General features: G+C 65.7%; 25 protein-coding genes, 2 pseudogenes and 1 riboswitch. Of the genes and pseudogenes, 9 read left to right on the forward strand and 18 right to left on the reverse strand.

Annotated elements, in window-relative coordinates; all coding sequences use genetic code 11:
* Positions 1-10: 10 nt before the first annotated feature.
* Positions 11-571: a TetR family transcriptional regulator C-terminal domain-containing protein gene (locus NU1_RS12535; protein WP_067520562.1), complete on the reverse strand. Its 561-nt coding sequence runs from the start codon at positions 569-571 to the stop codon at positions 11-13.
* Positions 572-652: 81 nt separating this feature from the next.
* Between NU1_RS12535 and NU1_RS12540 the strand changes: the two genes are divergently transcribed.
* On the forward strand, positions 653-1,546 hold the full coding sequence (locus NU1_RS12540; protein WP_067520565.1) for a DUF4437 domain-containing protein: 894 nt from the start codon (positions 653-655) through the stop codon (positions 1,544-1,546).
* 6 nt (positions 1,547-1,552) lie between these two features.
* Here the strand turns inward: NU1_RS12540 and NU1_RS12545 are convergent, their stop codons facing one another.
* Complete coding sequence (locus NU1_RS12545; protein ID WP_067520575.1) at positions 1,553-1,867, reverse strand: DMT family transporter; 315 nt, start codon at positions 1,865-1,867, stop codon at positions 1,553-1,555.
* Between the two features lie 20 nt (positions 1,868-1,887).
* Positions 1,888-1,955: riboswitch (guanidine-III (ykkC-III) riboswitch) on the reverse strand.
* Between the two features lie 262 nt (positions 1,956-2,217).
* On the opposite strand from NU1_RS12545, the gene NU1_RS12550 reads away from it, so the two are divergent.
* Positions 2,218-3,168 (forward strand): NAD(P)H-binding protein, encoded by a 951-nt coding sequence (locus NU1_RS12550; RefSeq protein WP_245720086.1) that lies wholly within the window; start codon positions 2,218-2,220, stop codon positions 3,166-3,168.
* A gap of 66 nt (positions 3,169-3,234) precedes the next feature.
* Here the strand turns inward: NU1_RS12550 and NU1_RS12555 are convergent, their stop codons facing one another.
* From NU1_RS12555 to NU1_RS12575, 5 genes are all read right to left on the reverse strand, one after another.
* Positions 3,235-3,753 (reverse strand): winged helix-turn-helix transcriptional regulator, encoded by a 519-nt coding sequence (locus NU1_RS12555; RefSeq protein WP_067520578.1) that lies wholly within the window; start codon positions 3,751-3,753, stop codon positions 3,235-3,237.
* Positions 3,750-6,014 (reverse strand): molybdopterin-dependent oxidoreductase, encoded by a 2,265-nt coding sequence (locus NU1_RS12560; protein ID WP_067520581.1) that lies wholly within the window; start codon positions 6,012-6,014, stop codon positions 3,750-3,752. Before NU1_RS12560 ends, NU1_RS12555 begins: the two co-directional genes overlap by 4 nt.
* A gap of 127 nt (positions 6,015-6,141) precedes the next feature.
* Positions 6,142-7,263, reverse strand: coding sequence for a flotillin family protein (locus tag NU1_RS12565; RefSeq protein ID WP_067520584.1), 1,122 nt, complete (start codon positions 7,261-7,263; stop codon positions 6,142-6,144).
* An 18-nt stretch (positions 7,264-7,281) separates the two neighbouring features.
* Entirely contained in the window at positions 7,282-7,515 is a 234-nt protein-coding gene (locus tag NU1_RS12570; RefSeq protein WP_067520586.1) for an NfeD C-terminal domain-containing protein, read from the reverse strand.
* Between the two features lie 154 nt (positions 7,516-7,669).
* Positions 7,670-8,374, reverse strand: a complete 705-nt coding sequence (locus NU1_RS12575) for a hypothetical protein (protein WP_157552140.1) — start codon at positions 8,372-8,374, stop codon at positions 7,670-7,672.
* Positions 8,375-8,576: 202 nt separating this feature from the next.
* Here NU1_RS12575 and NU1_RS12580 point away from each other — a divergent pair, with 202 nt between their 5' ends.
* Positions 8,577-8,951: a hypothetical protein gene (locus NU1_RS12580; protein ID WP_067520592.1), complete on the forward strand. Its 375-nt coding sequence runs from the start codon at positions 8,577-8,579 to the stop codon at positions 8,949-8,951.
* A gap of 9 nt (positions 8,952-8,960) precedes the next feature.
* Here NU1_RS12580 and NU1_RS12585 read toward each other — a convergent pair whose 3' ends face one another.
* Together NU1_RS12585 and NU1_RS12590 are read right to left on the reverse strand one after the other, a co-directional pair.
* Complete coding sequence (locus NU1_RS12585) at positions 8,961-9,752, reverse strand: SDR family NAD(P)-dependent oxidoreductase (protein WP_067520681.1); 792 nt, start codon at positions 9,750-9,752, stop codon at positions 8,961-8,963.
* Positions 9,753-10,082: 330 nt separating this feature from the next.
* Positions 10,083-10,724, reverse strand: coding sequence for a maleylpyruvate isomerase family mycothiol-dependent enzyme (locus NU1_RS12590; RefSeq protein ID WP_067520596.1), 642 nt, complete (start codon positions 10,722-10,724; stop codon positions 10,083-10,085).
* Positions 10,725-10,792: 68 nt separating this feature from the next.
* Here NU1_RS12590 and NU1_RS12595 point away from each other — a divergent pair, with 68 nt between their 5' ends.
* Positions 10,793-11,713, forward strand: a complete 921-nt coding sequence (locus NU1_RS12595) for a MerR family transcriptional regulator (protein ID WP_067520684.1) — start codon at positions 10,793-10,795, stop codon at positions 11,711-11,713.
* On the opposite strand, the gene NU1_RS44020 is transcribed toward NU1_RS12595, so the two are convergent.
* Both NU1_RS44020 and NU1_RS44025 read right to left on the reverse strand, forming a co-directional pair.
* A complete protein-coding gene (locus NU1_RS44020) occupies positions 11,678-11,971 on the reverse strand; it encodes an MmyB family transcriptional regulator (protein WP_307643708.1) in 294 nt (97 codons plus the stop codon). The genes NU1_RS12595 and NU1_RS44020 overlap by 36 nt on opposite strands.
* Positions 11,972-11,980: 9 nt before the next feature.
* Positions 11,981-12,412, reverse strand: a complete 432-nt coding sequence (locus NU1_RS44025; RefSeq protein WP_307643710.1) for a helix-turn-helix transcriptional regulator — start codon at positions 12,410-12,412, stop codon at positions 11,981-11,983.
* Positions 12,413-12,500: 88 nt separating this feature from the next.
* On the opposite strand from NU1_RS44025, the gene NU1_RS42210 reads away from it, so the two are divergent.
* Positions 12,501-12,881 carry a nuclear transport factor 2 family protein gene (locus NU1_RS42210; protein WP_084521231.1) on the forward strand — a complete coding sequence of 127 codons (381 nt, stop codon included), beginning with the start codon at positions 12,501-12,503 and terminating at the stop codon, positions 12,879-12,881.
* Between the two features lie 140 nt (positions 12,882-13,021).
* Positions 13,022-13,738: a hypothetical protein gene (locus tag NU1_RS12610; protein WP_170264165.1), complete on the forward strand. Its 717-nt coding sequence runs from the start codon at positions 13,022-13,024 to the stop codon at positions 13,736-13,738.
* A 71-nt stretch (positions 13,739-13,809) separates the two neighbouring features.
* Here the strand turns inward: NU1_RS12610 and NU1_RS12615 are convergent, their stop codons facing one another.
* From NU1_RS12615 to NU1_RS12625, 3 genes and pseudogenes are all read right to left on the reverse strand, one after another.
* Positions 13,810-14,880 (reverse strand): hypothetical protein, encoded by a 1,071-nt coding sequence (locus NU1_RS12615; RefSeq protein ID WP_157552144.1) that lies wholly within the window; start codon positions 14,878-14,880, stop codon positions 13,810-13,812.
* Between the two features lie 173 nt (positions 14,881-15,053).
* A pseudogene (locus NU1_RS12620) lies at positions 15,054-15,628 on the reverse strand (TerD family protein).
* 281 nt (positions 15,629-15,909) lie between these two features.
* A complete protein-coding gene (locus NU1_RS12625; protein WP_067520602.1) occupies positions 15,910-17,529 on the reverse strand; it encodes an ABC transporter permease in 1,620 nt (539 codons plus the stop codon).
* Positions 17,530-17,748: 219 nt separating this feature from the next.
* Here NU1_RS12625 and NU1_RS12630 point away from each other — a divergent pair, with 219 nt between their 5' ends.
* Positions 17,749-19,374 carry an FAD-binding protein gene (locus NU1_RS12630; protein WP_067520692.1) on the forward strand — a complete coding sequence of 542 codons (1,626 nt, stop codon included), beginning with the start codon at positions 17,749-17,751 and terminating at the stop codon, positions 19,372-19,374.
* Here the strand turns inward: NU1_RS12630 and NU1_RS12635 are convergent.
* A pseudogene (locus NU1_RS12635) lies at positions 19,371-20,181 on the reverse strand (acyl-CoA thioesterase). The gene NU1_RS12630 and the pseudogene NU1_RS12635 overlap by 4 nt on opposite strands.
* 75 nt (positions 20,182-20,256) lie before the next feature.
* Here NU1_RS12635 and NU1_RS41335 point away from each other — a divergent pair.
* Positions 20,257-20,403 carry a hypothetical protein gene (locus NU1_RS41335; protein ID WP_157552146.1) on the forward strand — a complete coding sequence of 49 codons (147 nt, stop codon included), beginning with the start codon at positions 20,257-20,259 and terminating at the stop codon, positions 20,401-20,403.
* Between the two features lie 123 nt (positions 20,404-20,526).
* On the opposite strand, the gene NU1_RS12640 is transcribed toward NU1_RS41335, so the two are convergent.
* Both NU1_RS12640 and NU1_RS12645 read right to left on the reverse strand, forming a co-directional pair.
* Positions 20,527-21,426 carry a bile acid:sodium symporter family protein gene (locus NU1_RS12640; RefSeq protein WP_067520605.1) on the reverse strand — a complete coding sequence of 300 codons (900 nt, stop codon included), beginning with the start codon at positions 21,424-21,426 and terminating at the stop codon, positions 20,527-20,529.
* Positions 21,427-21,572: 146 nt separating this feature from the next.
* On the reverse strand, positions 21,573-22,646 hold the full coding sequence (locus NU1_RS12645; RefSeq protein WP_371859787.1) for an alpha/beta hydrolase: 1,074 nt from the start codon (positions 22,644-22,646) through the stop codon (positions 21,573-21,575).
* A gap of 211 nt (positions 22,647-22,857) precedes the next feature.
* Here NU1_RS12645 and NU1_RS12650 point away from each other — a divergent pair, with 211 nt between their 5' ends.
* Positions 22,858-23,868: an FAS1-like dehydratase domain-containing protein gene (locus tag NU1_RS12650; RefSeq protein ID WP_169815049.1), complete on the forward strand. Its 1,011-nt coding sequence runs from the start codon at positions 22,858-22,860 to the stop codon at positions 23,866-23,868.
* Between the two features lie 67 nt (positions 23,869-23,935).
* Here NU1_RS12650 and NU1_RS12655 read toward each other — a convergent pair whose 3' ends face one another.
* Entirely contained in the window at positions 23,936-25,132 is a 1,197-nt protein-coding gene (locus NU1_RS12655; protein ID WP_067520610.1) for an esterase/lipase family protein, read from the reverse strand.
* Positions 25,133-25,293 lie beyond the last annotated feature (161 nt).

Genomic DNA, 25,293 nt, shown 5'->3' on the forward strand with positions numbered 1-25,293 from the left:
GCTTTCGATTTCAGGAGGCGGCGCGGACCAGTAGGTCCTCGACGGCACGGTGCGCGCGCTCCCGGTCGGCTGGCCGGTCCAGCAGCAGCACGTCCACGAGCAGTGGCGCGGTGATGCCGGTGGCGGATTCCTCGATGCGATTCTCGTCTTCGACACCGAGTGCGCGGATGGCGGCGCGGAACGGTTCGAGTAGGTCCATGACGTAGCGACGACGCAGCTCGGTGTAGGACGGATCGGCCGTCGAGGCCGTCACCAGTGCACGCAGGAACGCCGCAACGGGCTTGTCGCGCAACCGATCGCAGAGCAGATCGACCTCGGTGTGCAGATCCGCGGCCAAGTCGCCGCTGAGCTGCGAGGGCTCGTGCGGAGCGACCGAGATCAGTGCAGCGAGTACCTCGCGCGGTGTCGGCCAGTGCCGGTAGATGGTGGTGCGCGCGATTCCGGTGACCGCGTGCAGTCGTTGCGGCGTGAGCGCGGTGGCGCCCTCGGCCAGCAGGAGTTCCAGCGCGGCGGTCAGGACGACCTCCTCGGTATCGGCGGCCGGTCCGGCGGGACGTCCGGGTCTCGTCATGGAATTTACGATACATCTTGTTTTGGTTATCCATAACCAGTACATTTTGTATCGGAATTACCGCTCATTGGAGGAGGACCGATGCGTCCACACGTAGAGCTCATCGACGACCGCGACCTGATCAGCCATATCGCCGAGTTCCCGCACGCCACCGGCACCGCCGAACAGCGCAATCTCAGCTACGACGAGGAGGACGGATCGGCCTCGCTCAAGGTGCGATTCACCAGCGACTGGTCCCGCCCGGCGGGCTTGCATCACGCCGAGACCGAATGGTTCGTGCTGTCGGGGCAGGTGACCATCGGCGAGACCACGCTCGGAGACGGGGGATTCTGGATGGCGCCCATCGGGGTCCTGACTCCGCCGATCACCGTCACCGCGGGCACCGAGATCCTGCTGTTCCGCGAATACGGCGACTGGCGCTTCGATCCGGCTGACGCCGATCGCGAATTCGTCCGGCCCGACCAGAAACTCGTGGTGCTGGACTCGGCCGCCATGCCGTGGATCGACGTCAAGGACGGCAGCCCGATGCGCTTCGATCTGGGTGGCACGCCCGTCCCCGGCCTGTACATCAAAATGCTGCACCGCGACGAGAAGACCGGTTTTTACACCCGGCTCATCAAAGCCAAGCCGGGCTGGCGCGAGGAACCTCTCGCCCACCACCCCTGCTCAGAGGAGGCGTACTGCCTCGACGGCGGATTCGACTACAACTACGGCAAGATGTGGCCGGGCACCTACTTCTGGCGTCCCGCCCTCATCCGGCACGGCGATTTCACCGCCGACGCCGAACTGGGCTGCACCTGGATCGTGCGGTCGGATGCCGATCTCGTGGACTGGTACACCGACAATGCCAAGGTCGTCATGGCCGGAGATGCCACGAACTGGGGCGAGGGCTATGCGCAGAGCCTGAGCCCGCGGTTCGTCGAACCCGTCCGCTCCCGATCCATCGGCGCCTGGGCGGATCCCAGCTACCAGTAGGGCGGATCAATGGGCAAGTTTGAGCCCCACCACCGCACCCACAATCGTCACCAGCAGCACGATTTTCAGCGGAGAGACCGTCTCCGTGCCAGTGGCCATGGCGTAGGCGACGGTGAGCGCCGCCCCGACACCCACCCATACCGCATACGACGTACCGACCGGCAGAGTACGCATGGCGACAGCCAGACCCGCCATCGACAGCAGGAGGGCGATAGCGAAGACAGCCGACGGCACGAGTCTGGTGAAACCTTCGGATTTACCGAGTGCGGTGGCCCATACGGCCTCCAGAATCCCGGAAATCAACAGCACGATCCACGCCATGACAGAGATATCCCTTCGAGGAAATACCGTCTTGTCGGGTCCCGGGTACGGTTTCGATCGGCCGGTGCGTCGCCGAATGCGACTCCGCCATCATATCCACGGGCGGACCGCGCCGGATGGAGACACTCGCCACCACCCCTGAGCTACCTCGGCGTCGAGGGGCGATTTCCGCACGCGCGCGGCCATACCGGTTTCGGCTGTGCGAATGTCCCCTTGCTCGTCATCGGAGAGCTATTGTTCTTCTTCCCTCGGGCTGCTGAGCGGCGACCTACTGCCCCTGATTCTCTTGGTCACCATCACCATTCACGTGGACATCGGCGCTGTCTTCGCTCCGCGGTGAATCGCGCGCCATGTCCGCGGAATACGCGACAAATCCGGACGATATGTCGGCGCGCCGCGCCATTCCTGACGCCGCCACATCGGTAGCGTCCGGTCTGCCGGAGTCGGAGCGGACGAGCGGAGCGGGTGTGTCGGTGCAGGAATCAGCGCTGGTGCTGGGCGGGACCGGAAAGAGTGGCCGGCGGGTCGTCGAGCGGTTACGGGCGGTCGGACGAACCGTTCGGGTCGGATCATCGAAGGGAAATCCACCATTCCGGTGGACCGATCCGCAGACGTGGGCCGCCGTACTCGATGAGATGGATGCGGCGTTTATCGTGTACTCCCCCGATATCGCAATGCCCGGCGCACCGGAGGTTATCGACGCATTCACCGAACAGGCCGTGGCCGCGGGCGTCCGACGATTGGTGCTGCTGTCCGGACAGAAATCCGAAGTCGGCCTGGAAAGCGAACGGCGGCTACAGGATTCGGGGGCGGATTGGACCATTCTGCGGGCGGCGTGGTTCAACCAGAATTTCGATGAGGGTTTCCTGCGCGAGGAGGTGTGTTCCGGGCGGGTGGCGCTGCCGGTCGGCGACGTCGGCGAGGGATTCATCGACGCCGACGATATCGCCGATGTCGTGGCGACCGTGCTCACCAGGCGCGGGCACTCGGGAGCGATCTACGAGTTGACCGGTCCGCGACTGCTGACCTTCGCGGAGGCGATCGCCGAAATCGCCGAGGCCACCGATCAGGAAGTGAAATACGTCCAGATCTCCCCTGAGTCCTATGCCGCCACGCTGACCGCACAGGGTCTGTCGCCGGTAGCGGTCGACCGGTGGATCTACCTGTTCACCGATCTGATGGACGGCCGTAATGCCCGGGTGGAGAAGGGTGTTCAGCAGGTCCTGGGTCGCGAGCCGCGCGATTTCACCGACTACGCGCGCGCCGCCGCTGCCACCGGGATCTGGAGTTCCGACCGATAGTCCGCGCTAGCCGCCTCGCTGCATAGCCGATCCTCAGCGACTCCCGGTCGACCGAGCGCCGCCGCATTACGACTCGACCGCGCTGCTCGCCTCGTCGAACCTCCCGGTAGCCAAGGCGCTTTCGCGGTGTCGGTCGGGGAATCCCGGCCCCAGCCGCACGGACATATCGGCGTGTCGCAGGGGCTCGCGACAGTGGGCGCACACCACTTCGGCGTGGGTGTCGTGGTCACAGCTGTTGTGGTGCAGGACGATCGGGACACCGTCGTCCGGCGCCAGCCAGCGATCGCCCCAGCGCATCATGGCGGCGATCACCGGGAAGAAGTCTCGACCCTGGTCGGTGAGGTGGTACTCGAAGCGGGGTGGGCGTTCCTGATAGCGGACCCGTTCCAGCAGACCCTCCTCGACCAGGCGGGTCAGGCGCTGGGTGAGGACATTGCGACTGAGGCCGAGGATGCGTTCGAACTCGTCGAAACGTTTGGCGCCGTAGAGGGCTTCACGGAGCACCAGCGGTGTCCACCAGTCACCGATGAGATCGACGGTGCGGGCCACCGTACACGGCCAGTTCGCGAAGGTCGTCCGTTTCATACGGGCACGCTATCCGCCGACACTGTGTCCAGGCGGGCCGGCACGTACTTGTGCCATGGGGTGCCGACCCATTCGTCGCGGGAGTCGAATTCGGTGAGCTCATTGGGTGCGACGCCGGTGGTGATCTCGATACCGTCCGGATCGGCGACCGAGAGGCCGAAACCATTCGGCAGCGACAGGTGCCCGGGACGCATACGGTCGCTGGGCTCCACCGGCACTTCGGCGCTGCCACCCCGGGTAGTGACGCGGACGAGGTCGCCCACGGCCAAACCCAGGCGTTCGGCGTCGGCGCTGCTCATTCGCAGGGTGCCACCACTATCGCGCTTGCGCCAGCGCGGGTCGCGAACAATGGTGTTGGCGGTGAAGGCACGGCGTTCACCGGCGGCGAGTACGAACGGCCACTCGTCGACATCGTCGTCGGATTCGGGGAGATCGGCCAGCACCGCCAGCAGTTCGGCGATATCGAGTCGCACCTTGTTGTCGCGCAGCCTGTTCCATGTCACCTCGTAGTCATCCTCGGTGATGACGATGCCGTGCTCACCGGTGAGGATGGCCTCGAAGAGCCGCTCACCCGCTTCCAATCCCGTTCCGTACCCGGCGCGTTCGACGCTTTCGGGAAATTTGCGGGCGCAGTTGTAGGCCGCCGCCCACAGCATGGCGGCCGCGTCGGCACCATTGCCAAGGGTGGGGCCGAGTGTGCGGTACAGCAGTACGGGAGCTAGTTTCGCCCGCTGCCGATCGGCGAGCACCCCGAGGAATGCCATCGCGAATGCCTGCCGACCCTGTTCGAGCGCGGCCCGCAAGGGGGCGTAGTCGTCCTCGGTGAGCACGCCCGCCGCTTCCACCAGTCGGGCGTGGATCTCGGGTTCGGCCAATACGCCGTCGGGCGCGGACAGTACCGGGTGGCGCAGATGGAAGATATTGCGTGGGAAGTCGAAGTTGAAGAAGGTCGCCTCGTACTTCTCGAACTGCGTCGCGGCGGGCAGGACGTAGTCGGCCAGGCGGGCGGTCTCGGTCATGGCGACATCGATGACCACGACCAGTTCGAGCACTTCCAGCGCCTCGCGCATGCGGGCCGAATCCGCGAGGGAGTGAACGGGATTGCTGCTCTCGATGAACATGGCGCGGTACCGGTCGGGGTGATCGGTGAGGATCTCCTCGGTAATCACATTGCACGGCACCAGACCGCTGATGATGGGCGCTCCGACCACCGGGCTCTTCGGCCCCTCCCCCGCCCGATGGCCGCGATCGTGGCCGATGGCCGCCATTCCGGTGAACGCGTACTGCGTTCCGGGCTTGCCGAGATTGCCGGTCAGCAACCAGACCAGTTTCTCGATATAGCTGACCACCGTGGAGAAGCGGTTCATCTGCACGCCGAGATCCTCGAGCGCGGCCACCGACTCGGCCGCCGCCAATCGGCGGGTCGCCGCCGTCACCAGCTCGAGATCGACATCGGCTATGGCGCAGTACTTTTCGATCGGTACCGCACGCAGTACCGCGAGTACCTCGTCGAGACCCTCGGCATGCTCGGCCAGCCACACTTCGTCGATCAGGCTGTCGCGCACCAGGATCGCCGCCATTGCCGACAATAGGTACACATCGGTTCCCGGCCGCAACTGCAGGTGGAAGTCCGCCAGCTCCGCGGTTTCGGTACGCACCGGATCCAGCACGATCATGGACCGATTCGGGTCGCGGGAGATCTCCTTGAGTACCGTGCGCGCACGCGGAAACCCGTGTGACTGATAGGGATTCTTGCCGACGAAGAATGCCACCTCGGCATGCTCGACATCGGCGCGCACCGGGTGCCCGAACATTCGCGCGCCCACCCAGAACTCGCCGGTCTTCTCCTGCGCCAGCGCACTGGACCGGTACCGCATACCGAACGCGGCCATGGTCGCCGGGGCGTACGCGCCACCGAGGTGATTGCCTTGCCCGCCACCGCCGTAATAGAAGATCGACTCACCGCCGTGGCGCTCTCCGACCTCGCGTAGCCGCGCGGCGATCTCCGAAATCGCGGTATCCCAATCGATTTCCTCGAACCCGCCGTCCGGCCGCCGCCGCAGCGGTGCCGTCAATCGACCGGTGCGCCCGTTCTGGTAGTGGTCCAGCTGCAGGGCCTTATTGCAGGTATATCCCGCGGACGCGGGGTGCAGCTTGTCCCCGCGGATCTTCTCGAAGGACCGGCCGTCGGGCCCGACCAACACCTGAATACCGCAGTTGCACTCGCACAGAACGCAGGCCGTGGGTCGCCACTCACTCATTCGGCCAGCCTAGGCCAGTTAGTTCACAAACGCTACCCACTCAGGGCGCTGAAAGAACTCCGCCGAGTGTCGGGAAGGACGAGTCGTCCCCGACACTCGGCCGGCAGCCCAGAACGAGCGCCGAACCCTAGGGAGTTACCTCTCGGCCGCTTCGGTCCGAGTGATCGTCATCGTTCGCGAGCGCCTTCTGCAACGAATTGAAGACCGTCAGGCCCTGACCGACCATGCTGTTGACGATTTCGCTGACACCGTCGGGACCATTGAGCACCGTGAGGTTGGCTCCGGACAGGCCGCGGCTGGCCCGTTCCACGATTTCGGGCAGCTGCTCGATCAATAGCTGGTCGAGGGCGATGCGGTTATTGGAGGCGGCGGCATCGGCCTGTATACGGGTTCGGTTCGCTTCCGCCTCCGCGAGAATGCGGACCCGCTCGGCTTCGGCCTGCGCGGGTTTGACCACCTCGGCCTGGAGTTGCTCCGCACGGAGTTCGGCCTGTTTGCGCGCCTGCTCGGCCTGCGCGGTGAGCACCTCCTGCAGGGCCACCGCCTCGGCCAGCGGTCCGGCCTGATCGGCCTCGGCCTGCGCCTTATCGATATCGCGCTGGTATTGCGCCTTCAGCAGCGAGGTTTCGCGTTCGTACTCGGCACGGCGGCGCAGGGATTCCTGTTCGGCTTCGGCCGCGCGCTGCGAGGCGTTCGCCTCTGCGATCTGCGCGTCACGCTGGATGGCGGCATTGTGCGGCGCGGCCAGCGCGGTGATGTAACCGAGTCCGCTGTCGTCGATTGATTGGATCTGGAACGAATCGACCGACAGGCCGATATTGCTCATCTCCACCTTGGAGGCGATCAGGACCTCGTCGGCCAGGCGCTGCCGTTCGCGGATAATCTCCTCCACGGTCATAGAGCCGATAATCGAGCGCAGGTGGCCGGAGAAGATGCGGCCGGTCAACACCGACATCTCGTTCTGCTGTTCGGACAGGAATCGTTGCGCCGCATTGACTATCGACCCGGTGTCATTGGCGACCTTGAACGCGATCACCGCGCGTACATCGAGCTGGATGGCCTGCTTGGTAACGCACCGCTCGGCGATCTCGGCTTCGAACATGGCGAGCGATAAGTAGCTCACCTTCCGGAAGAACGGAATCACCCAGGAGCCGCGGCCGATGATCACCCGGAAGGGTGTCTCGCCCTTGACGGCTCCACCGCTGATCAACATCGCCTCGTCCGGATCCGGTACGTGGTAGCCCAACATCGTCGTTTTCTCCTCCAGTCACGCGTCTGCGGGTGGTTCGGACGGGACATCCATCCAGGGCACGACATCGACAATGCGTCCCGGATTGACATGCACAACAAGTACGGTGGCGCCGACCCCGATCGGTTCGGACGCCCTCGCGATGTACAGCTCCCTGCCCCCTCGAACGGAAACCAGGATCTCTCCCAGCTGACCCGCACCCCCAATGGGTGATTGCACCGTACCGATCTTGCCGTGTACCGGGTCGGTCATTCGTCGAAACCTCCTCGCGCCATCATCCTATGGTGCCGGGCGAATGGTCGAGTGGTCCATGTCCGCGTCCCGGACGCGAACCTCGGTGAACCGAGGCTCGCCCAGGGTGTCGGCACGCGCCGAACAGATCGTTAACAACGCCTTAAGGCGCGGATCACAGTTGTGCCTGACCGAGCAGCAGCCGCTTCACGTAGGAGTGTGCCGCCAAGGTGCAGTAGTGCTGGCCCTTGAACTCTTCGGGGATTCCGGGCGTATTGACCGGGACGTACAGCGATTTCGACTGCAGGTGCAGGCGACCGGCCGCGTCCTTGGTAGCGGCCGGGAAGTCGAGCAGCCAGTCCGGGCCGGAGACCGCGCGCTGATCGGCATCGATGACGACATCGCCCGGCTGATGGACGAGAGCGTCGCGTTCGAACGGCCACAGTTGGTTCGCGACCTCGGTGAGGGTCTGGCGGTTCACCTTCGCGCAGTCGCCTTCGCCGCCGACGACGCCCGTACCGTACTCGAGTGCGATGGAATCGGCCGATTTTCCTTTGCAGCGCACCTGTTTCGGGAGCCCGGGGGTGCCCGGCTCGACGGTATCGAAGCGCATGGTGGTCAGTGGTCGCACGTGCGGCTTGGATTGGGCGAAGGCGTCCGCATCGGTGTGGTCGAGAACGCCGACGGAGCCGAACTTGCGCGCGAACGCGGCGGCGTCCAGATTCGCGGTCTGCACCTGTGCCCGGATACAGAGATTGCCGAACTCCGTCTGTTCGCCGGGGACTGCGGCGACCGGCGCGGCGGTGAGGCCACCGATCAGAGCGACAATGGGCGCGATCATGAGCGCGCCGAAGAGCGCGCGACATCCTGTATGTCTCATATCGAGAGTTTCCTTATGCGAAACGATAGTTCGAATGCGAGGATGATCTCAGCTATATGAGCAGGCAGTCAATGATTCTGACACAATTGAACGTTTCCTAGAACGAAACGCTGGCTGAAATCTCGGTCCATGAGGTAGCGCCGACACGCGCGACCAGCCAGGTTGCGGGTCAGCGGTTCCCGTCGATGGCAACCTGTCGCTTGTGACCGATTCGCTGACGATGGCCGCCATGGAGTCCGTCTCGCAGACGGTGAACTCCTACGCCTCCGAGACCGCCGGAATACCCCTACCGCTGGTGACCTGGACGTGGGATTGCTCCGCGCGGTTCACCTCGACCACCGGTGAGCCGGAATTTCGCGGCACCATCCACCCCGACCTGCCCGATATCGAGGCGAAAGCGCAGCTGCTGCACTGGGTGCGGGCACTGAATATGGTGGAATCCACCACCGACCGCGAAGCCATCGACGGCCGCCGCGCCTTCACCGCGACGATCGGTGAATCGCGCATCCGACTGACGGCCTCGGTCGAAACCATCAGTGCCGCAACCGAAACCCAGCCGTTGATAATTGTCTCCTGAGCGACGGGCTCACGCCCGATGCGGGTGGGCACCGCCGTCGACCACAATGCGCTGCCCGGTCAGGTAACCCGCGGCCGGGGAGACCAGGAATGCGACCACCTCGGCTACTTCCGACGGTCGGCAGATGTGGCCGAACGGCGCGCCCGCGTCCAGATCGCTGGCCCGGCGGGCGGTGCCGCCGGTGAGGGCGGCGGCCAGCCGGTCCCCCATATCCGTGGCGACAAGGCCCGGAGCGACGATATTGACGTGAATTCCGTTGGCCGCCTCCTCTTTTGCCAGGGTGTGCGCGAGGGCTTCCAGGGCCGCCTTGGCCATGTTGTACGGAGCCCCGTGCGCACCCAGCTGGTGGGCCGCCACGCTGCTGATCACGACGATGTCGCCCCGCGGGCAGTCGCGCATCTGCGGTAGCACCAGGCGGGTCAGCTGGTGCGGACCGGCGGCCTGAATCCGCAAGAGGCGCTCGACTTCTTCGTAACCGGTGTCCGCGACCGCTTTACCACGACTGGCGATACCCGCGTTGTGCACGAGAATGCTGATCGGCCCGAGCTCGTCGCGCACCCGCTCGACCATGGCTTCGATGGCATCCGGATCCTCCAGTGACGCCTGCACGGCACAGGACTCGACTCCCAGCGCGCGAATGTCATCCACCGTCTGCTGCGCGCTTTTCTCATCACGAGTCCAGTTCACGGCAATCGCCGACCCCTGACCGGCCAACGCCAGACCGATCGCGCGGCCGATGCCACGCCCGCCGCCGGTGACCAGTGCGACCCGTCGGGTCGGTGCGAAACTGTCGCTATTCATATGGTTGCCCTTCCTGGCGTTGACATCACCGCCCTCGCAGCGTATTTCAGTGCGAACCATGCGCTCGGATCTTCGGAGCCTCGTGGGACGAGACGGCGAATCTGCTGGGGCGACCCAAGGCACCTCCTCGACACCCTCACCGCGCTCTATGGCCCCGCCGCCGACAACCAAACCAAGATCCCGCTGAAGCCGGGGCCGAGGTCGACAGCGTCGCCCCCGAACCCCTGGCCATCACCGGCACACTGGTCCAGGAGCGCACAGCACCATCGTTCTCCTTCACCATCAGCTGACAAATTGACTGAAGGCCAACGCCTTTCGGTATGGCGGGCGCTAGCCGAGATCGTTCCGCAAGAGGAATGCGCCGTCGCCGTCGAGGGTCGCGAGTTTCGCGGTGCGGCCGGTGGCCAGGAGGAGCAGGTCGGCTATGGGCGCTTCGATGGTGGGGCCGGTGCCGACTGTCCAGTGCGTGTCGGTGGCTATGAGGCGATACGGGGACAGTTTGCGGTGGGCGTGGAAGGGCCAGTTCATGGTCCATACCCGGTCGAGAGCCAGACGTGCTGAGGCTGTGGGCATGTCACGGGACAGACCGAGCGGAATGGCAATGTCTTGGATGTGGACGAGGAGGTCCATCAGGCGGTCGGTGGGGGTGGTGCCGGGGGCGGCTACGCGCAGTGGGATGGTGGCGCGCAGTTGGACCAGAAGTTGTCGGGAGGGGCTGCGGTCGGCATGGCGGATGGCGGTGTCGCGGCTGAGACGGGTGAGGTTGCCGCGGGCTCGAATCAGGTTGATCAGCAGCGCGGCGATAGTGGGACTACTCGACAGGATGACGTGGGCGGCCACGTCACGGACTCGCCAGCCGTCACAGAGGGACGGGCGGTCCCAATCCGATTCGGAGAGGCCCTCGAGCAGTTCCAGCAGGGTTACGCGCTCCGCGGCGACCGCCTGCCAGATTTCATCGGATGTCGGTGTCATCGGATGGGTTCCTTCCGGGTGGGTGGAAGTACCGTAGGAACTCCACCCGGGTGGAGGTTCAAGAGATTGTGACCGGCGACACAGTGCGTAGCGAGTTGGTGAGTATCGGGGAGCTGTCGCAGCTCACCGGGGTTGCGGTTCGGACGGTTCGCTTCTATTGCGATAGCGGGGTTTTGGCGTCGGTGCGCAGCAGCGGGGGCCATCGGCTGTTCGACAGAACCACGGCCGTGGATCGGCTATTGCTGATTCGACGGCTGCGCGCGCTCGGGTTGGGGTTGGTGGCGATCGGCGCGGTGCTGGACGGTGAGCGGGCTATGGCGGACGCGATTGCCGCCGAACGGGCGGCAGTCGATATCGAATTGGGCGCATTGGCGTGGCGGCGAGCGTCGTTGCGCGCCATCGAGGACGCGGCACCGAGTGACCGGGCGGCCAGGCTGGAACTGTTGGCCGCGGTGCGGGATGGCGGGTCCGCATATGACCTGGTGGTGACGTTCTGGCGGCGAATACTCGCGCCGACATCGCCGGATATATTCGAGGGCTTCGTCGCGATGAATGTGCCGGAGCCGCTGCGTGCTCCGACGCCCGACCAGGTTGTCGGTTACGCCGAACTCGTCACGCTCGTTGGTGAGCAGCGGTTCGCTACCGCTGTCTCGCAACAGCTCTGGTGTTCAGACAGTGCCGGAATCCGGGACCGGGCTGGTTTGCTCGCCGGTGTCGCCGATGCGTGCGGCATGGCCGGAGCGGAGATCGATGCCGGACTCGAGCCTTCGCCCGGCCAGGCCTTGGATCGATTCGTGGATGCGCACGCCACCGCCCGCGATACCCGGGACACCCCCGACTTCCGCAGACGGCTGCGCGCCGCCGCTCGCGGCAATGACCCTCGAACTCAACGCTATTGGCTGCGTACCGGTGAAATCCTGGGCGCCACCACGGCGGGCGCGGCGCAGCGTTGGCTATTCGACGCTCTCGACCGCACAACCCGCACGTAGATATTCGGCGGTCGCGTCATCGGCCGGGAAGTACGCCTCCACCGCGATCTCGTCGAGGGTGAGGTCGAAGGCCGCGCCGAAGGTGGTGATGGTGTTGAAGAAGGACAGTTCGGTCCGGCCGTGCCGTAAACGGATCGGTAGTGCGACATCCGCTGGATCGCTCTCGGCGGTATCGGCGTCGTGCACGAGCCCGTCCTGGTCGCCATAGGACGAGAGTTCCTGGTGCAGCGCCGCGAGTTCCGGATCACCGGTCGCCATGACCTGGCGCTATAGGCGCGGCAGCAGGAAAGCGCGGACCTGCTCCGGATTGCCGAGCCGCGGCGCGAAACCCTTCGGATGCAGTCCCAGCCGCATCATATTGACGGGCGGTTCGAGCAGGGCGGGATACGGCTGATGCAGGCGCAATACCCTGGCCACCGCCTCGCGCGCCCGCTCCAGCGCCGGATCATCCCACTCGCGGCGACGGAACTCCGGGGCGTGCCCCGCCGCGGTCAACAGCCGATTGCGGTCACGCAGCGGCACATTCAGATGTTCCGCCAGGTGCAACACCATGGAACGGCTTGGAATGGTCCGCCCGGTCTCGACGAAACTGATATGGCGTGTCGACACCTCCGCCTCGAGGGCCAGATCCAGCTGGCTGAGCTTGCGCCGATGCCGCCATTCCCGCAGCAGCGCCCCGACCGGAAGTTCGCCATCCATCGGCCCAGTATCGCGACCACGGCGCGACGGGCGCCATTACATGCCGGGTAATCGACAACACCGCAGTCCGAACTCCACGCTCGTCACCATGACAAGCACTGATCCGGCAACCCGGAACAAGGACCTGGCCCTGCACACCTTCGCCGAATTCGCGGCGGGCAATACCGAGGTGCTGCGTACCGCGCTACACGACGATTTCGTCGAACACAGTCCTGGAAACCCCTCCGGCAAGGACGCGTTCCTCGACTTCATTACCCGAGCCCAGGTGGCGACGGCTCGCCTCGAACTGGCCCGGGTAATCGCGGAGGACGATTACGTGGTCATGCACTACCGACTCGTTCCCTCCGACGGCGAACCCGAACTCGCGGTCGTCGATATTTGGCGCTTTGCCGACGGCAAGATCGTCGAACATTGGGACGTCGTGCAGCATGTCCCCGTGCCCGCGGAGGTTCCGCACGGGATGTTCTGATTACCTCGCCGTACCGGTGCGGACAATGTATGCCGCATTCGGTGAATAGCGGCACGGTTAGCGCAATACAATTCGATTGATTCTCATCTCGTCAACCATGTGTCGAATTTCGACCCCTCTCGAGAGGAGTAATGGCCGAAATGATCATTGCAAGAATCGCCGCCGCCTTCGCCGCCGTCATCACGCTCACCGGTGCCCTGCTCACCGCGGGCTCGGGCACCGCCGACGCCTACGGCCCGTGGTCGTGCGCGCCCGAGAATCCATTGCTGCCCACCGCCGAACTATTCGGCACCTGGAATACCGCCACCATCACCGACCCCGCCGACCCTCGCCTCGACGACCCGCTCACGCAGTTCGAACTGGAGGTCAACCTCACCGCGGCCATGGAGCTCGGGCTCACGGTGCACTCCGAACCCATCGACAGCGTCTACTGGTCGCAACAGTCACAGCAGATCACCTACGAACCCGCACGGCGCTTCGAACTGGCCTGTACCGGCCGCGACAATCTGTGCTGGATCGCCGACGACCTGAAGGTGCGCTACAACCAGGAAGCCGTACTGGGCATCGAATTCCTGCCCGCCGACCACGAGCGCGCCGACGGATTCCTCGTCCGCGTCCCGGGCATCGACCTGACCCGTCTACACGACGCCCTGATGGCCGATCCGGTGGCACGGGAACGCCTCGGCGGCGGCTCGATCACCGAGGACGGCACACTCATCCTGGTCGCCGACCGAGCCGACCTCGACGTGGCGCGCACTTTCGTCCAAGGTTTGGGCGCGCAGTGGGATCCGGCCGCCGTGCGCTACGGAGACCGTCAATTGGTCACCGGTTACTGCTTCCCGGGAGTCTATTTCTGAATGAATGACCTGTTTTCCGCCGCGTCGAGCAGCCCGAGCGGACGCCCCCGAACGGCCGGGGCGCTCGGAAGTCACAGTAGAGAGTGCGTCAATGGTCGAGATCGAGCCCACCGCCTGCGTACGGCGGTGCGGGACCATTCGGCAGCACTGCGGGTAGCACGGACCATCCGACGGACGTTTTCGGAGAGATCACCATTCACCGCGGTGACCCGGTCGGTATGAGCCAGCGCTGCGGCGTAGTGGCGGCGGAACGCGTCCGGATCCGCGCGGTCTTTCTCGATCATGCTGGGGTGCAACGCAATTCCGTAGCGCTCCTGGCCATAGGAGCGGGCCATATCCGCGGCGAAGGATGCGGCGCGCAATAAGGTCTCACTCATCCCGGGCAGCGCGGCGGTGGCACCACGCAGGAATTGGTGACCGCCGAGGTCGAGGTCGGAGCGTTCCAGCAGCGACAGGTGCAAGTCGCGAAGAGCGTACGCGAGTTGGTGGCCGTGGGCGGGAGTGCAGCGGGCCAGCCGGGTTTGCAGGTAGGCGCGGCGGTCGAGAACGGTGTGGGCATCGGCGTAGACGGGAACGTCCACGTAGGTTTCGAAGGTGACCGGCTGGCCGGTGTCACTGACACCGATTACACCGATCCGATGGTCGGGCGGTACCGGCGCGGCGCGAGTGGGCAGTGCGAGTTCGGTATGCAGTTGCGCCCCCAATTGCCGCACCTGCTGGTGCACGGTCTCCAGAATGGTCTCCTGGGTGCGCAGCGAGTGTTTGATCGCGGATAGACCGTCGAGGGCAGCGAGCGTACAGACGCCGTCGAGAGCCTGGCGGAACCCGTACAGCGCGTGGCTGAGCGCTGTGAAGCTCACCGCGACGGGTTCGAGCCTGGAGACCGCGGTACCGACGATATGAGCGGTGGCGGCGTTGAGAGCCGCACTGATCCCGCGAACGCCCATATCGATCATGTCGCCGGGATTGTTGTAATCCGCCAGCCGCCACACGGCCCGATGACCCGGACGGCTATCGAGCCACAGCAACCAGACGCCATACGCATCGCTGCCCCGGTAGATGAAGGGGCCTCGACCATGTGGATCCTTCACCGGCATCCAATGCACGGGCACGGATGTCGCGGAAGTATTCGGCGTGCTCATGGCGACCTCGACTTCACTTGGGCGACAGAACTGTTGGTGCGGCCGTCGCACACCATCGATTCCAGAGTGCCATGACCGCGCGATTACCCGAGGCAGTGCGGTCGGCGGATAACGCAAACGGTCTCCGACGTCACCTGAGAGACGTCGAAGACCGTGGGTGCCTGGAGGCAGGATCAGATGGTGACGCCGAAATCGCGGGCGATGCCGGTCAGGCCGGAGGCGTAGCCCTGGCCGGTGGCGCGGAACTTCCACTCGGCACCGTTGCGGTACAGCTCACCGAAGACCATGGCGGTCTCGGTGGAGGCGTCCTCGGTGAGGTCGTAGCGAGCCAGCTCGGCGCCGTTGGCGCGGTCGACGACGCGGATGTAGGCGTTGCGGACCTGGCCGAAGCTCTGGCTGCGGGCTCGGCCTCGTAGATCGAGACCGGGAAGACAATGGAGTCGATGGTCGGCGGGGTGTTGGCGAGGTCGATATTGATGACCTCGTCGTCGCCTTCGCCCTCACCGGTGCGGTTGTCACCGGCGTGCTCGATGGAGCCCTCGGGGGACTTCAGGTTGTTGAAGAAGACGAAATGCCCGTCCGAGACGACCTTCTTGTCCGGGGTCAGCGCGATGGCGCTGGCGTCCAGGTCGAAATCGGTTCCGGTGGTGGTGCGCAGATCCCAACCTAGGCCGACCGCGACCGCGGTCAGGTTCGGGGCTGCCTTCGTCAGTGAAACGTTGCCGCCCTTGGACAGACTGACACCCATACCGATATCTCCTCTTCATACGACAATGACAGATCTCCGGAACCACCGTAACACCGCACATTCGCGCAACTGGTGCCCCTCCTACGAAAACAGCTGCGGCCGAATCGGATTGGCTCCCGGTCGCACGGACGACCCGGCGCGGATGGCGCGGTTCGCCAGTACGAGTTCCGGTTCGAGCGTGGGCCTGTGGACCACTGCCTTCAGTGGGCGAGATGCTGCGACCGGTACTGTCGCTGGTTTTCACCGGCCGATGCCGTCAGCACGACGGGTGACGGATTCGGTCAGATTCCGATATCGCGACGCCGAAGCCCGGTGAGCGCCAGTGCGATTCCCGCAGCACCGACGCCGACGAGTACCAGCAGCGGCAGTGCTGTCGCGGCCTCGAGGGGTGCCTGCGGGGTATGTGCGAACGGGGCAGCGTCATCGAACCAGTCCGGGAGATCGAAGGATGTCGTGAACAGCACCGCCAGCACGCAGTAGGCGAAGACCGACCAGGCCAGGGTGATCGCCGCCCGGGGCAGCCAGCCGACCGCGACCGCCGCGAGGGCGGCGACAATCCACACCGCCGGCAGATAGACGAGAGCGGCGAGTGTCAGCCGAGACAGCTCACCCGCGTCCGAGATCGCCAGACCGTGCGTGAGACCCTCGCCGAAACCGCCCGCCGCCAATACGATCGCGCTGCCGATCAGGGCGACGCTCAGATGTCCACCGAACCACGCGTGTCGGCTGACCGGTACCGCGAGAATCGGTTCCAGGCGGCCCGCAACCTCCTCCGCGCGAGCGCGCAGCACGGAACCGATGGCGTAGGCCGACGCCAGCAGCGCCAACATCGACAGGGTCAGCGCCAGATAGGAATTCACCGCGTCGGCCGCGCCGCCCGGCAGGTAGGTGGCGAACTCCGGATTGTCGGCGAGGTACTCCTCGATACTGTTCGCGAACGAGCCGTAGGCCGCGCCCAGGCCGAAAACACCGACGCACCAACCCAATAGCGTGCCCCGCTGCAACCGCCACGCCAGGCTCAACGAGGATCGGAGCGTCCAGGACGCGGTGGGCCGACCGGTCGCGTAGGCCAGCAGTCCCGCTCCGAGATCGCGGCGGCCCAGCAGGGCGAACGCGACGGCGGTCAACCCCACGCTGGCGACCGCGAACAGCAGTAGCGGCCACCACCGTTCCGCTACATACGGATAGGTGCGCTGCCCCCAACCCAGCGGAGACGCCCAGGAGAGGGTGCCGTCGCCGATATCGCCGATCGCACGCAGCACATACGCGACGGCGAGCAGCAGGGCCACGGACCCGTAGACACTGCGCGGGTTCTCGAACACCTGCGCCGCGACGGCGGTGAGTGCGGCGAAGGTGGCACCGACCCCGGCCACCGCCACCCCGAGCAGCAGCGAACCGTGCACCGGCAGCCCCGTAGCGATCGCTGCGGCGATAATCGCCAGCGCGACAGTGAGATTCGCCAGTCCGGCCAGCAGGAGCGCGGCGATGACCGGCGCTCGCCGACCCACCGGTGCGGAACGGATCAGCTCCATCCGCCCGCTCTCCTCGTCGGTGCGGGTGAGACGGCCGACAAGGAACATATTCATGAGCGCGACCACGATCGCCAGGTATCCGAAGATCTCGAACAGGATCTCGCCGCCGATGGTGTCCAGCAGCCGGGTCGGACCGCCCATGGCGACGGCCGCCGCATTTCCGGCCATGGTGTTGCGCAGCTGCGCCAGTTTGGCGGGAGTGTCGTAGAAGCGTTGACTGCTGACCGATTGCAAGACCAGCAGCGTGACTGCTCCGAGTACCCAACCGGGCAGGGTGAATCGCTCCCGGCGCAGCGCGAAGCGCAGCAGGGTGCCCGTACCCGCCGCGTGACGGAACCGGGCCCGCCGTTGTGGCGATTCGATACTCATACCCGCTCCCCAGCCTTCTCGGCCTCGTCGACCACGATCGCCCCTCCTCGGGCGAGCGGCCGGTTGGATAGCATCGAGCATCCTCTCCCGCCGATCCGCGCGCCAGTGGTCGAACCGGGGTCGCGCCGCACGCACGGCATGCGAAACTAGAACGAGTTATAGTTCAGTGCGCTTGTGCTGGGCAGGTGGGGTTTCCGTTCGGGAAAGGTGGTCGCAACGGTGCGGACCTGGGATTCTTCGGCCGATGTCGTGGTTGTCGGGTACGGCGGCGCGGGGGTGACGGCGGCATTGGCCGCGCGGGAAGCCGGAGCGGAGGTGCTCGCGATCGACCGCTTCGGCGGAGGCGGCGCGACGGCACTGTCCGGTGGGATCGTGTACGCCGGTGGCGGTACCTGGGTGCAGCGGGCCGCCGGGGTCGAAGACGATGTCGATGGCATGCAGGCGTACCTGCGCGCGGAGGTCGGCGACGCCGTGAGCGAACAGACCCTGCGGCGGTTCTGCGAGGAATCGGCCACCATGATCGATTGGCTCACCTCGCACGGGGTTCCCTTCGAGGCGTCGCTGTGCCCGTACAAGACGTCGTATCCGACCGACGACCACTACCTGTACTACTCCGGCAGCGAGAACTCCGGCCGCTTCCGCGATCTGACCACACCGCGTCAGCGCGGACATCGCGCGCACGGGCCGGGCGTCTCGGGCAAGAAGATATTCGAGCCGCTGGCCGCTTCCGCCGCCGCGCACGGCGTGCGCGTCCAAACCGGCACCAGGGCAACGCGGCTCATTGTCGAAGCGGGCCGGGTGGTCGGTGTCGAAGCCACGACCCTCGCACAGGCGCCCGCGGCGGTGCGGCGACGATTCGCCGCGCTGGCGCGGATTTCGGCGAAACCCGGTGTGTACCACCCCGGGTTGCGCCGTGCGGTGCAGTTCGCCCTGGACCGCATCGAACGACGGCACGGCGTCGCGGTCCGCCTGCGGGCGCGCTCGGGTGTTATCTTGACCACCGGCGGATTCATCGCCAATGGCGAGATGGTCCGGCAGCACGCACCGAACTATCCGTGGGCCGAAGGCCTTCCGCTCGGTACCGCCGGGTGCGACGGCAGTGGTATCGCCATGGGTGAGGCGGTCGGCGGGGCCACCGGCAAGATGGATGCCATCTCCACCTGGCGGTTCATCGCACCACCCAGTGCCTTCTTCGGCTCGATCGCCGTAGATGCCAACGGGCAGCGCATGATCGACGAATCCCGCTACGGCGCGGCGCTGGGCGCGGCCATCGCCACCAGTCCGGGCAACCGCGCCTGGCTCCTGCTCGACGCGAATCTGGCCGCCGAATCCCGGACCCAGATCCGTCCGCAGTCGGTGTGGTTCCAGCGAATGCAGACCGAACGCCTGCTGCGGGTGGGTCGGATTACCGGCGACTCGATCGAAGAGGTCGCCGCCCGAGCCGGAATCGACCCGGCCGGGCTCCGCGAGACCGTCGACGCGCACAATCGCGCGATCGAGGAGGACCGACCCGACCCGATGGGCAAACCGGCCGATATCCGTCGCCCCATTCGCACGGGTCCGTTCGCGCTACTCGATATCTCCTTCAAGGCTCGACTGACCTACCCGACCCCGATGCTCACCCTCGGCGGCCTGCTCGTGGACGAGCAGACCGGCGCGGTCCGCACCGGGGTCGGCCACGATATTCCGGGCCTCTACGCGGCCGGTCGCGCGGCCGTCGGCATCTGTTCCAACTCCTACGTCAGCGGCCTGTCACTGGCAGACTGCGTCTTCTCCGGACGCCGGGCGGGTAACCACAGCGCCCAACTGAGCATTCGATCCGAACCGTCAGCGAACACCGGTTAGTCCTTGAAGTACACCAGTTGATGACCGGTGGCGAGCAGCGCGCCGTCCTCGGCCCACAGCTGCGCGGTCTGATCGAAGTAGCCGGAGCCGAAATGCTGGGACCGGGCCGTGGCCAGCACCGGGGCGTCATTCCGGGCATCGAGGGCGGCCCGGTCGGCGTGAAAGTAGACGCTCAGCGAGACCGTCCCCGCTGGGACGAGGCGGCCCAGGCGCATCATCACCCTCGGGACGAATACATCGCTGAGCGCGGTGAGTGAGAGGTGATCGAGCGGACGGTGCGGTAGGTCGCGCACCCAGAGGGTGCTGGTCGAATCCGTCGCCGGCGTCTCCAGGTCACCGAGTCCGCCTGTGACAAAACGCATTTCGTAGTTGTGCATCCAGCGGATGAAATCGGGGACGGCCTGCGGATCGATATCCGTCGCGGGCGGAACACGGGTGGCTCGATCTCGGTGGCGGCCCAGGTTTCCCGGCGGGTGCCGAATACCGCTGTGGCCGTGGTGACTACGACATCGCCCTGACTCATGGTCAGCACCCAGTGCTGAGTGGTGCGGGCGGTGCGAACAGGGCGGGCGGAAATCGAGAACGCGCCATCGGCGATCGGAGCCGCGTAATTGACAGTGAGCGAGAGCGGATCCCCGAGCCGCAGCGGATGTTGGAGTACGACTGGAGCAGCGTGGCCGCGGTGACGCCACCGAACGGACCCACCATATTGCCGTACCGCTCACTCGTCCGGCCGGTGCACGTTCCATCCGGTGCCGCGCTGAGCTGGACGGCGGCATCGAAGGGGTGCGACGCAATGACGGTCACGGTGAATTCCTCAACGTATGGATGGATCGGATCGGTCCGGCACCGGGTATGGCACCCGGTGCGGGACTCTAGTCGATGGGCGGCACGGCGGATCGCGTGCGACTGGCCGGTGAGGCGATCAGCGCGTTACCGCCGACTGCGGCGGAGCTGGGCCTGTCGGAGCTATGGTCGGATATCCGTTCCCAACTGCTCTATAACTGCGCCCCGCAGGCCCGCCGATGAGGTGCGAGCGCAGCCCTCCAACGCACCGGGCAGCCCGAGTCCGGCGGTCAGCACCGCCGCCTGCGCGTGCCCGCCATTCGCCACAGGAAACGGAGGTCTGGCACACCTGCGGCAATCAGCGCGTCACGATTCGACCGGCGCCAGGTCGGGGGCGCTATCGGCGGGAATCGACCGACGGGAGATCAGCCAGCCGACCAGCGCCGCCATCGGGGACATCGTGACGGCGTAGACCGCGGCCGGTACCGCCATCTCGGTGCTGCCGAGAACACTGATGGCAATGGTGATGGCGATGGCGCTGTTGTGGATTCCGACCTCCATCGAGCAGGCGATGGCCTGGCGCGGGGCGATGCCGAGGCGGCGCGGAATCCAGTAGCCGGCGGTCAGGCTGACCAGGCAGAACAGGGCGGTGATCGCACCCACGTCGATAACGTAGTCGGACACATTGGATCGTTCGGCGGCGACGCCCACCACCACGACGAATACCAGGATGGCCGCCGAGGCGATCCGCACCGGCCGATCCATCCGTTCGGCGAATGACGTCGCTATCCGCCGCAGCACCATCCCGACGATCACCGGCACCAGCACCAGCAGGAAGACCTGCAGCACCTTTCCGAACTGCAACCCGACCGCGCCCGTGTCGTCGACCGGCTCGAAATAGCCGAGGGCGAAATTCACCATCAGCGGCAGGGTCACCACCGAAAGCATTGAATTGACCGCTGTCAGGGACACATTCAGCGCGACATCGCCACGGAACAGGTGGCTGAACAGATTCGCCGTCGCCCCGCCGGGCGAGGCCGCCAGCAGCATCATTCCCACCGCCAGGATCGGCGGCAGCTCGAACAGCAGGACCAAACCGAAGGCCACCAGCGGTAACACCACGATCTGACATGCCAGCGCGATCGCCACCACCTTCGGATTGCGCGCCACCCGGGCGAAATCGTCCACTGTCAGCGATAGCCCCAATCCGAACATGATCACGGCCAAGGCCAGCGGCAGTGTCACCGACACAACTGCGGAGTTCACGATAATCCCCGATCTTCCTACGCACCGATCACCCACGGTAGCGGCAGCGGTCGCGGGCACGCCGCTCACCGCGGCTCGCACCGTTGAATCGCTATGTCCCCGTCAAGAAGTCGATATTCGGCGGGGTCGTCGCCGGTGCGGCGCGCTCACAAGCCGAGCCCGGCGGCCAGGGTGGGCCAGGAGTCGCGCAGGTCTCGCTGCCAGTAGCCCCAGGAATGGGTGCCGGTGGGCCGTACCTCGAATACCGCGGGAATGTTCAACTCCCGGAACCGATCCTGGAGCTGGCGCGTGCAGGAGGCCGTGATGGCGTCGAGCATGCCGCCGATGACGAGCTGGTCGATCAGCGTCTTGGCATTACCGTCGATCCCCGGCCCGTCGAGGGTATCCAGCGCCCCCGGCAGGCCGGTGCCGGAGGCGACGTAGATGGCGGTGCCGCGCAGATCCGCCGCGTGCAGGTAGGGATCGTTGGCGGCCCAGGCGGGGTCGGTCGACGGACCCCACATATTGAGCGGATCGCCCTGTCGGGTCGCCACGACGGTATTCACCATGGCCTGCCCCGTCGGATCACTGGTGCGCACACAACCGCTGTAGGAGCCGATGGCCCGGTAGAGGCCCGGCGCCGCGAGCGCGAGCCGGAAGACCGCCGAGCCGGCCATGGACGGTCCGGCAATGGCATTGATACCGGTGCCGCCGAATGCGGAATCGATGATCGGGGGCAGTTCCCGGGTGAGGAAGGTGGCCCACGACTGCCTGCCCAGCACCGGATCATCGGCGCGCCAATCCGCGAAGAAGCTGGCCGCACCGCCGAATGGAACCACCACATTCACCTGTTTGTCGGCGAGGAAGCGCTCGGCATCGGTTCGGGTGAGCCAGTTGTGCCTGTCGCTCCAGATACCGGTCTCGGTACCGCCGTCCACCCCGTTGAGCAGATACAGGGTCGGGGCGGGACGGGAACTATCCGGTGCGGGAAGCACCGCTACCGGGAATGACCGCCCCATCGCCTCGGAGTGCACTGTCAGATCGACGATCCGGCCCGGCCCCTGTGCCGCGGCCAGGAGTCGAGCGCCATTGGCCGCCGGCTGGGCCGATCGCATCGCGTGTACCGGCCTCGGTACGTCGGCGGCGATCACCGGATCGGCGATCACCGGTCCGCTCACACCCACCAGAGCAATGGCGACGAACAGTACGGCGATCCGAACGGTACGGCGAACATGTTGCACGACCGCACAATACCCGCGGGGATGAATGTTGGTGGCACTGTCAACCCACCGGATACCGCCGTATTCGGTAGCGGGAATAGGTCTTTCACAATAATCGCGAGCAGGTCTCGGTGAATTTCCACATATCGCGGCGAATTCCGCGTAATCGGTTCTTATCGCACCAATCATGAAGCTGTCCGGACACGACGCCGGGGCGATCTGGAGGACATCCATGACCAGAACCGTTGGCAGCGCGGCCGATCGGGCCCATGACCTCACCGGGCACCATTACCGCTGTGCGAAGCCATTCACCGTAGACCGCACCCGGATTCGTGAGTACGCTCGCGCGGTCCGGGCCTATCACCCGGTCCACTGGCCCGAATCCGCGGCGGCGGTATTCGGATTCGACGCCGTCGTGGCGCCGCCGACCTTCGCATCGCTGATCTGGCAGCAGGCGCGGCGGGAACTGCTGCGGAACCTGGTCACCGGCTACCGGCCGGAGCGGATTCTGCATATCGATCAGGTGCTGGAGATCGGTCGGCCGCTACTCGCCGGGGATGTCCTCACCTGCGATATCTTTTTCGAATCGTTCCGCAGCTATCGCACCTACGATGTCTTGACGGTTACCGGGCTACTTGTCGACCAGGCCGGTTTGCCGGTGCAGTCCGGCTCCAGCGCCCTACTGGTGCGCACCGACGAACCGCAGGGCGACGTGAGCCGGGTGCGCGCCCCACGCCGAGGCTGCCTGCTGGCGACCGACGATGGTGTCGCACCGGTCCCCCACCTACGGCTGACACCACCCGCGTTCGACTTCGAACGACTGACCACCGGTACCCAACTGCCCACGGCCACTACCCGTCTCGCACCGCGTGACCTGGGAATCTATGCACGCGTAATGGGCGACACCGATCCGATCGGGCCGGACACCGGCCCCTCGGCGCCCGGCACGCCCGCCGTGGTGGCGCCCAGCACGCTGATTCTGGCGTTGGCCGCCGGGTACGCCTCGTCGTGTGCGGCCGATCCGACCGCGCTCACCACGTTCCGAGCGGAGTTCGCGAACCATATCCACTATCTGCCGGTACCGCCGGACCACACGGCCGAAATCGAATTCAGCGGCCGGGTGGTCGCCATAGATGGCCGCCGTCGAACTGCGACGGTAGCCATCGACGCGTATTCGCAGGGCCGCAAGCTCTTCGGCTACGCGACCGCGGATCTGCGATTCCCGCGAGCCAACCTGGGTTGATTCCCGATGACGAAAACCGATCGGGTGGACGGGATGTACCCCGCCCACCCAATCGATTCGAAATGAGCTATAGCTTTCCGCCGCCGCCGATCAACCATGGGTTGAAGGTGCACTCCAGCTGGTGATTCGCGGCCGGATCGAGGGCGCGCAATGCGATGGACAGGGCGCGCGGGGAGTACATGATCGTCAGGTGATCGGAGAGGTCCTGTTCGCAACCGTCCTGCAGCACGACATTGCGCACGGTCGAACCCGGTCCCGGTGTGAGGAAGGTGAGCTCGTGCGGGGTGGTGATCTCGTCATAGCGAGTGCCGACGACCGTGTAGTCGACGCCGGGCACCGTATCGCCGTTCTCGTTCAACTTATTGATGAAGTCGGAGCCGACCGTTTGCTGAATTCCGGCGTGCCCCACGAAGATTTCGATGAAGCCTAGAATATCGATACCGAAGTTATTGATGGCCCGGCCGAGTGCGCCGATGCCGACCAGGGTCGTCCCGTGATGAGTCGCCCCATAGGTGATCAGCTTGTTCACCTTCGCCGCGCCACCCTCGTACTTGGTGTACCAGTTGGCCATCGACCCGCCCTGTGAATGGGCGATGATATCGACCTCGGACGCACCGGTCGCGGCCAGCACCCGATCCACGAATTGCGCTGTCTGCTTCGCCGAATCCTGGATGTAACCGGTCCCCATCACACCCGGCAGCACCGAACCGAGACCACCGCCCTCGATCACGTTGGAACGGCCATAATTCATGGTGAAGGTGCAGTAGCCGGCGTCCTTGATGGGCTGCCCCATGTACGCGAACCCGTTGTAGGCGTTCATCCAGGTGCCGTGCAGCAGCACTACCGGGCGCGGATGTTCGGGCGTCGGCTCGCAGTTCCAGTCGTTCGATCCCGGTGGAGCGGCATCACCGTTGGCCAGCCCGTAGCCGAACGCGGCCAGCCACGAGGTCATGGACGGTCCGTGCCCCACGGTGTCGGAGGCGTAGCCACCCGATAGGCCGGAGCTGGAACCGGAGCCGCCGAGACAATCGCCCGAGCCGTTACCCGAGCCGGTACCGCTGCCGGAGTTGCAGGATGACCCCGAGCCGGCGCTACCGGAATCAGCGACTGTGCGGCCCGCGGCAATGTAGTCCGCTAATTGCTGTTCGGTCGGCGGTGATTCGGGCGCCCCCCGCGCACCGACACCGATAAGACTGATCGACAATAGCGATACCCCGGTTATGACTGCCGCCCTGATCGTCCCCCCGCGCGTACGTCGTTTCATTCCATGCCTTTCGATAACCCGACTCGTTCACGTCCGCGTGCCCGAGAAGCTCCGGGCTCGAAACTGCGATCACGCTATGTCGGACAAACAATTCGGGGCGGAATTCCGCGAAGTCTCTGAAACACTTCACGACTGCTTCGCCGATCCCGTGGGGAGAAGAC

This window comes from Nocardia uniformis NBRC 13702 (assembly GCF_001613345.1).
In the GTDB taxonomy this organism is placed as follows: domain Bacteria; phylum Actinomycetota; class Actinomycetes; order Mycobacteriales; family Mycobacteriaceae; genus Nocardia; species Nocardia uniformis.

What these genes read in the sequence shown, in the direction of transcription:
- NU1_RS12535 (WP_067520562.1), bottom strand. Translation starts at nt 571, where the DNA reads ATGACGAGACCCGGACGTCCCGCCGGACCGGCCGCCGATACCGAGGAG.
- NU1_RS12540 (WP_067520565.1), top strand. Translation starts at nt 653, where the DNA reads ATGCGTCCACACGTAGAGCTCATCGACGACCGCGACCTGATCAGCCAT.
- NU1_RS12545 (WP_067520575.1), bottom strand. Translation starts at nt 1,867, where the DNA reads ATGGCGTGGATCGTGCTGTTGATTTCCGGGATTCTGGAGGCCGTATGG.
- NU1_RS12550 (WP_245720086.1), top strand. Translation starts at nt 2,218, where the DNA reads ATGTCCGCGGAATACGCGACAAATCCGGACGATATGTCGGCGCGCCGC.
- NU1_RS12555 (WP_067520578.1), bottom strand. Translation starts at nt 3,753, where the DNA reads ATGAAACGGACGACCTTCGCGAACTGGCCGTGTACGGTGGCCCGCACC.
- NU1_RS12560 (WP_067520581.1), bottom strand. Translation starts at nt 6,014, where the DNA reads ATGAGTGAGTGGCGACCCACGGCCTGCGTTCTGTGCGAGTGCAACTGC.
- NU1_RS12565 (WP_067520584.1), bottom strand. Translation starts at nt 7,263, where the DNA reads ATGTTGGGCTACCACGTACCGGATCCGGACGAGGCGATGTTGATCAGC.
- NU1_RS12570 (WP_067520586.1), bottom strand. Translation starts at nt 7,515, where the DNA reads ATGACCGACCCGGTACACGGCAAGATCGGTACGGTGCAATCACCCATT.
- NU1_RS12575 (WP_157552140.1), bottom strand. Translation starts at nt 8,374, where the DNA reads ATGAGACATACAGGATGTCGCGCGCTCTTCGGCGCGCTCATGATCGCG.
- NU1_RS12585 (WP_067520681.1), bottom strand. Translation starts at nt 9,752, where the DNA reads ATGAATAGCGACAGTTTCGCACCGACCCGACGGGTCGCACTGGTCACC.
- NU1_RS12590 (WP_067520596.1), bottom strand. Translation starts at nt 10,724, where the DNA reads ATGACACCGACATCCGATGAAATCTGGCAGGCGGTCGCCGCGGAGCGC.
- NU1_RS44020 (WP_307643708.1), bottom strand. Translation starts at nt 11,971, where the DNA reads ATGGCGACCGGTGATCCGGAACTCGCGGCGCTGCACCAGGAACTCTCG.
- NU1_RS44025 (WP_307643710.1), bottom strand. Translation starts at nt 12,412, where the DNA reads ATGGATGGCGAACTTCCGGTCGGGGCGCTGCTGCGGGAATGGCGGCAT.
- NU1_RS42210 (WP_084521231.1), top strand. Translation starts at nt 12,501, where the DNA reads ATGACAAGCACTGATCCGGCAACCCGGAACAAGGACCTGGCCCTGCAC.
- NU1_RS12610 (WP_170264165.1), top strand. Translation starts at nt 13,022, where the DNA reads ATGATCATTGCAAGAATCGCCGCCGCCTTCGCCGCCGTCATCACGCTC.
- NU1_RS12615 (WP_157552144.1), bottom strand. Translation starts at nt 14,880, where the DNA reads ATGAGCACGCCGAATACTTCCGCGACATCCGTGCCCGTGCATTGGATG.
- NU1_RS12625 (WP_067520602.1), bottom strand. Translation starts at nt 17,529, where the DNA reads ATGAGTATCGAATCGCCACAACGGCGGGCCCGGTTCCGTCACGCGGCG.
- NU1_RS41335 (WP_157552146.1), top strand. Translation starts at nt 20,257, where the DNA reads ATGGGCGGCACGGCGGATCGCGTGCGACTGGCCGGTGAGGCGATCAGC.
- NU1_RS12650 (WP_169815049.1), top strand. Translation starts at nt 22,858, where the DNA reads ATGACCAGAACCGTTGGCAGCGCGGCCGATCGGGCCCATGACCTCACC.
- NU1_RS12655 (WP_067520610.1), bottom strand. Translation starts at nt 25,132, where the DNA reads ATGAAACGACGTACGCGCGGGGGGACGATCAGGGCGGCAGTCATAACC.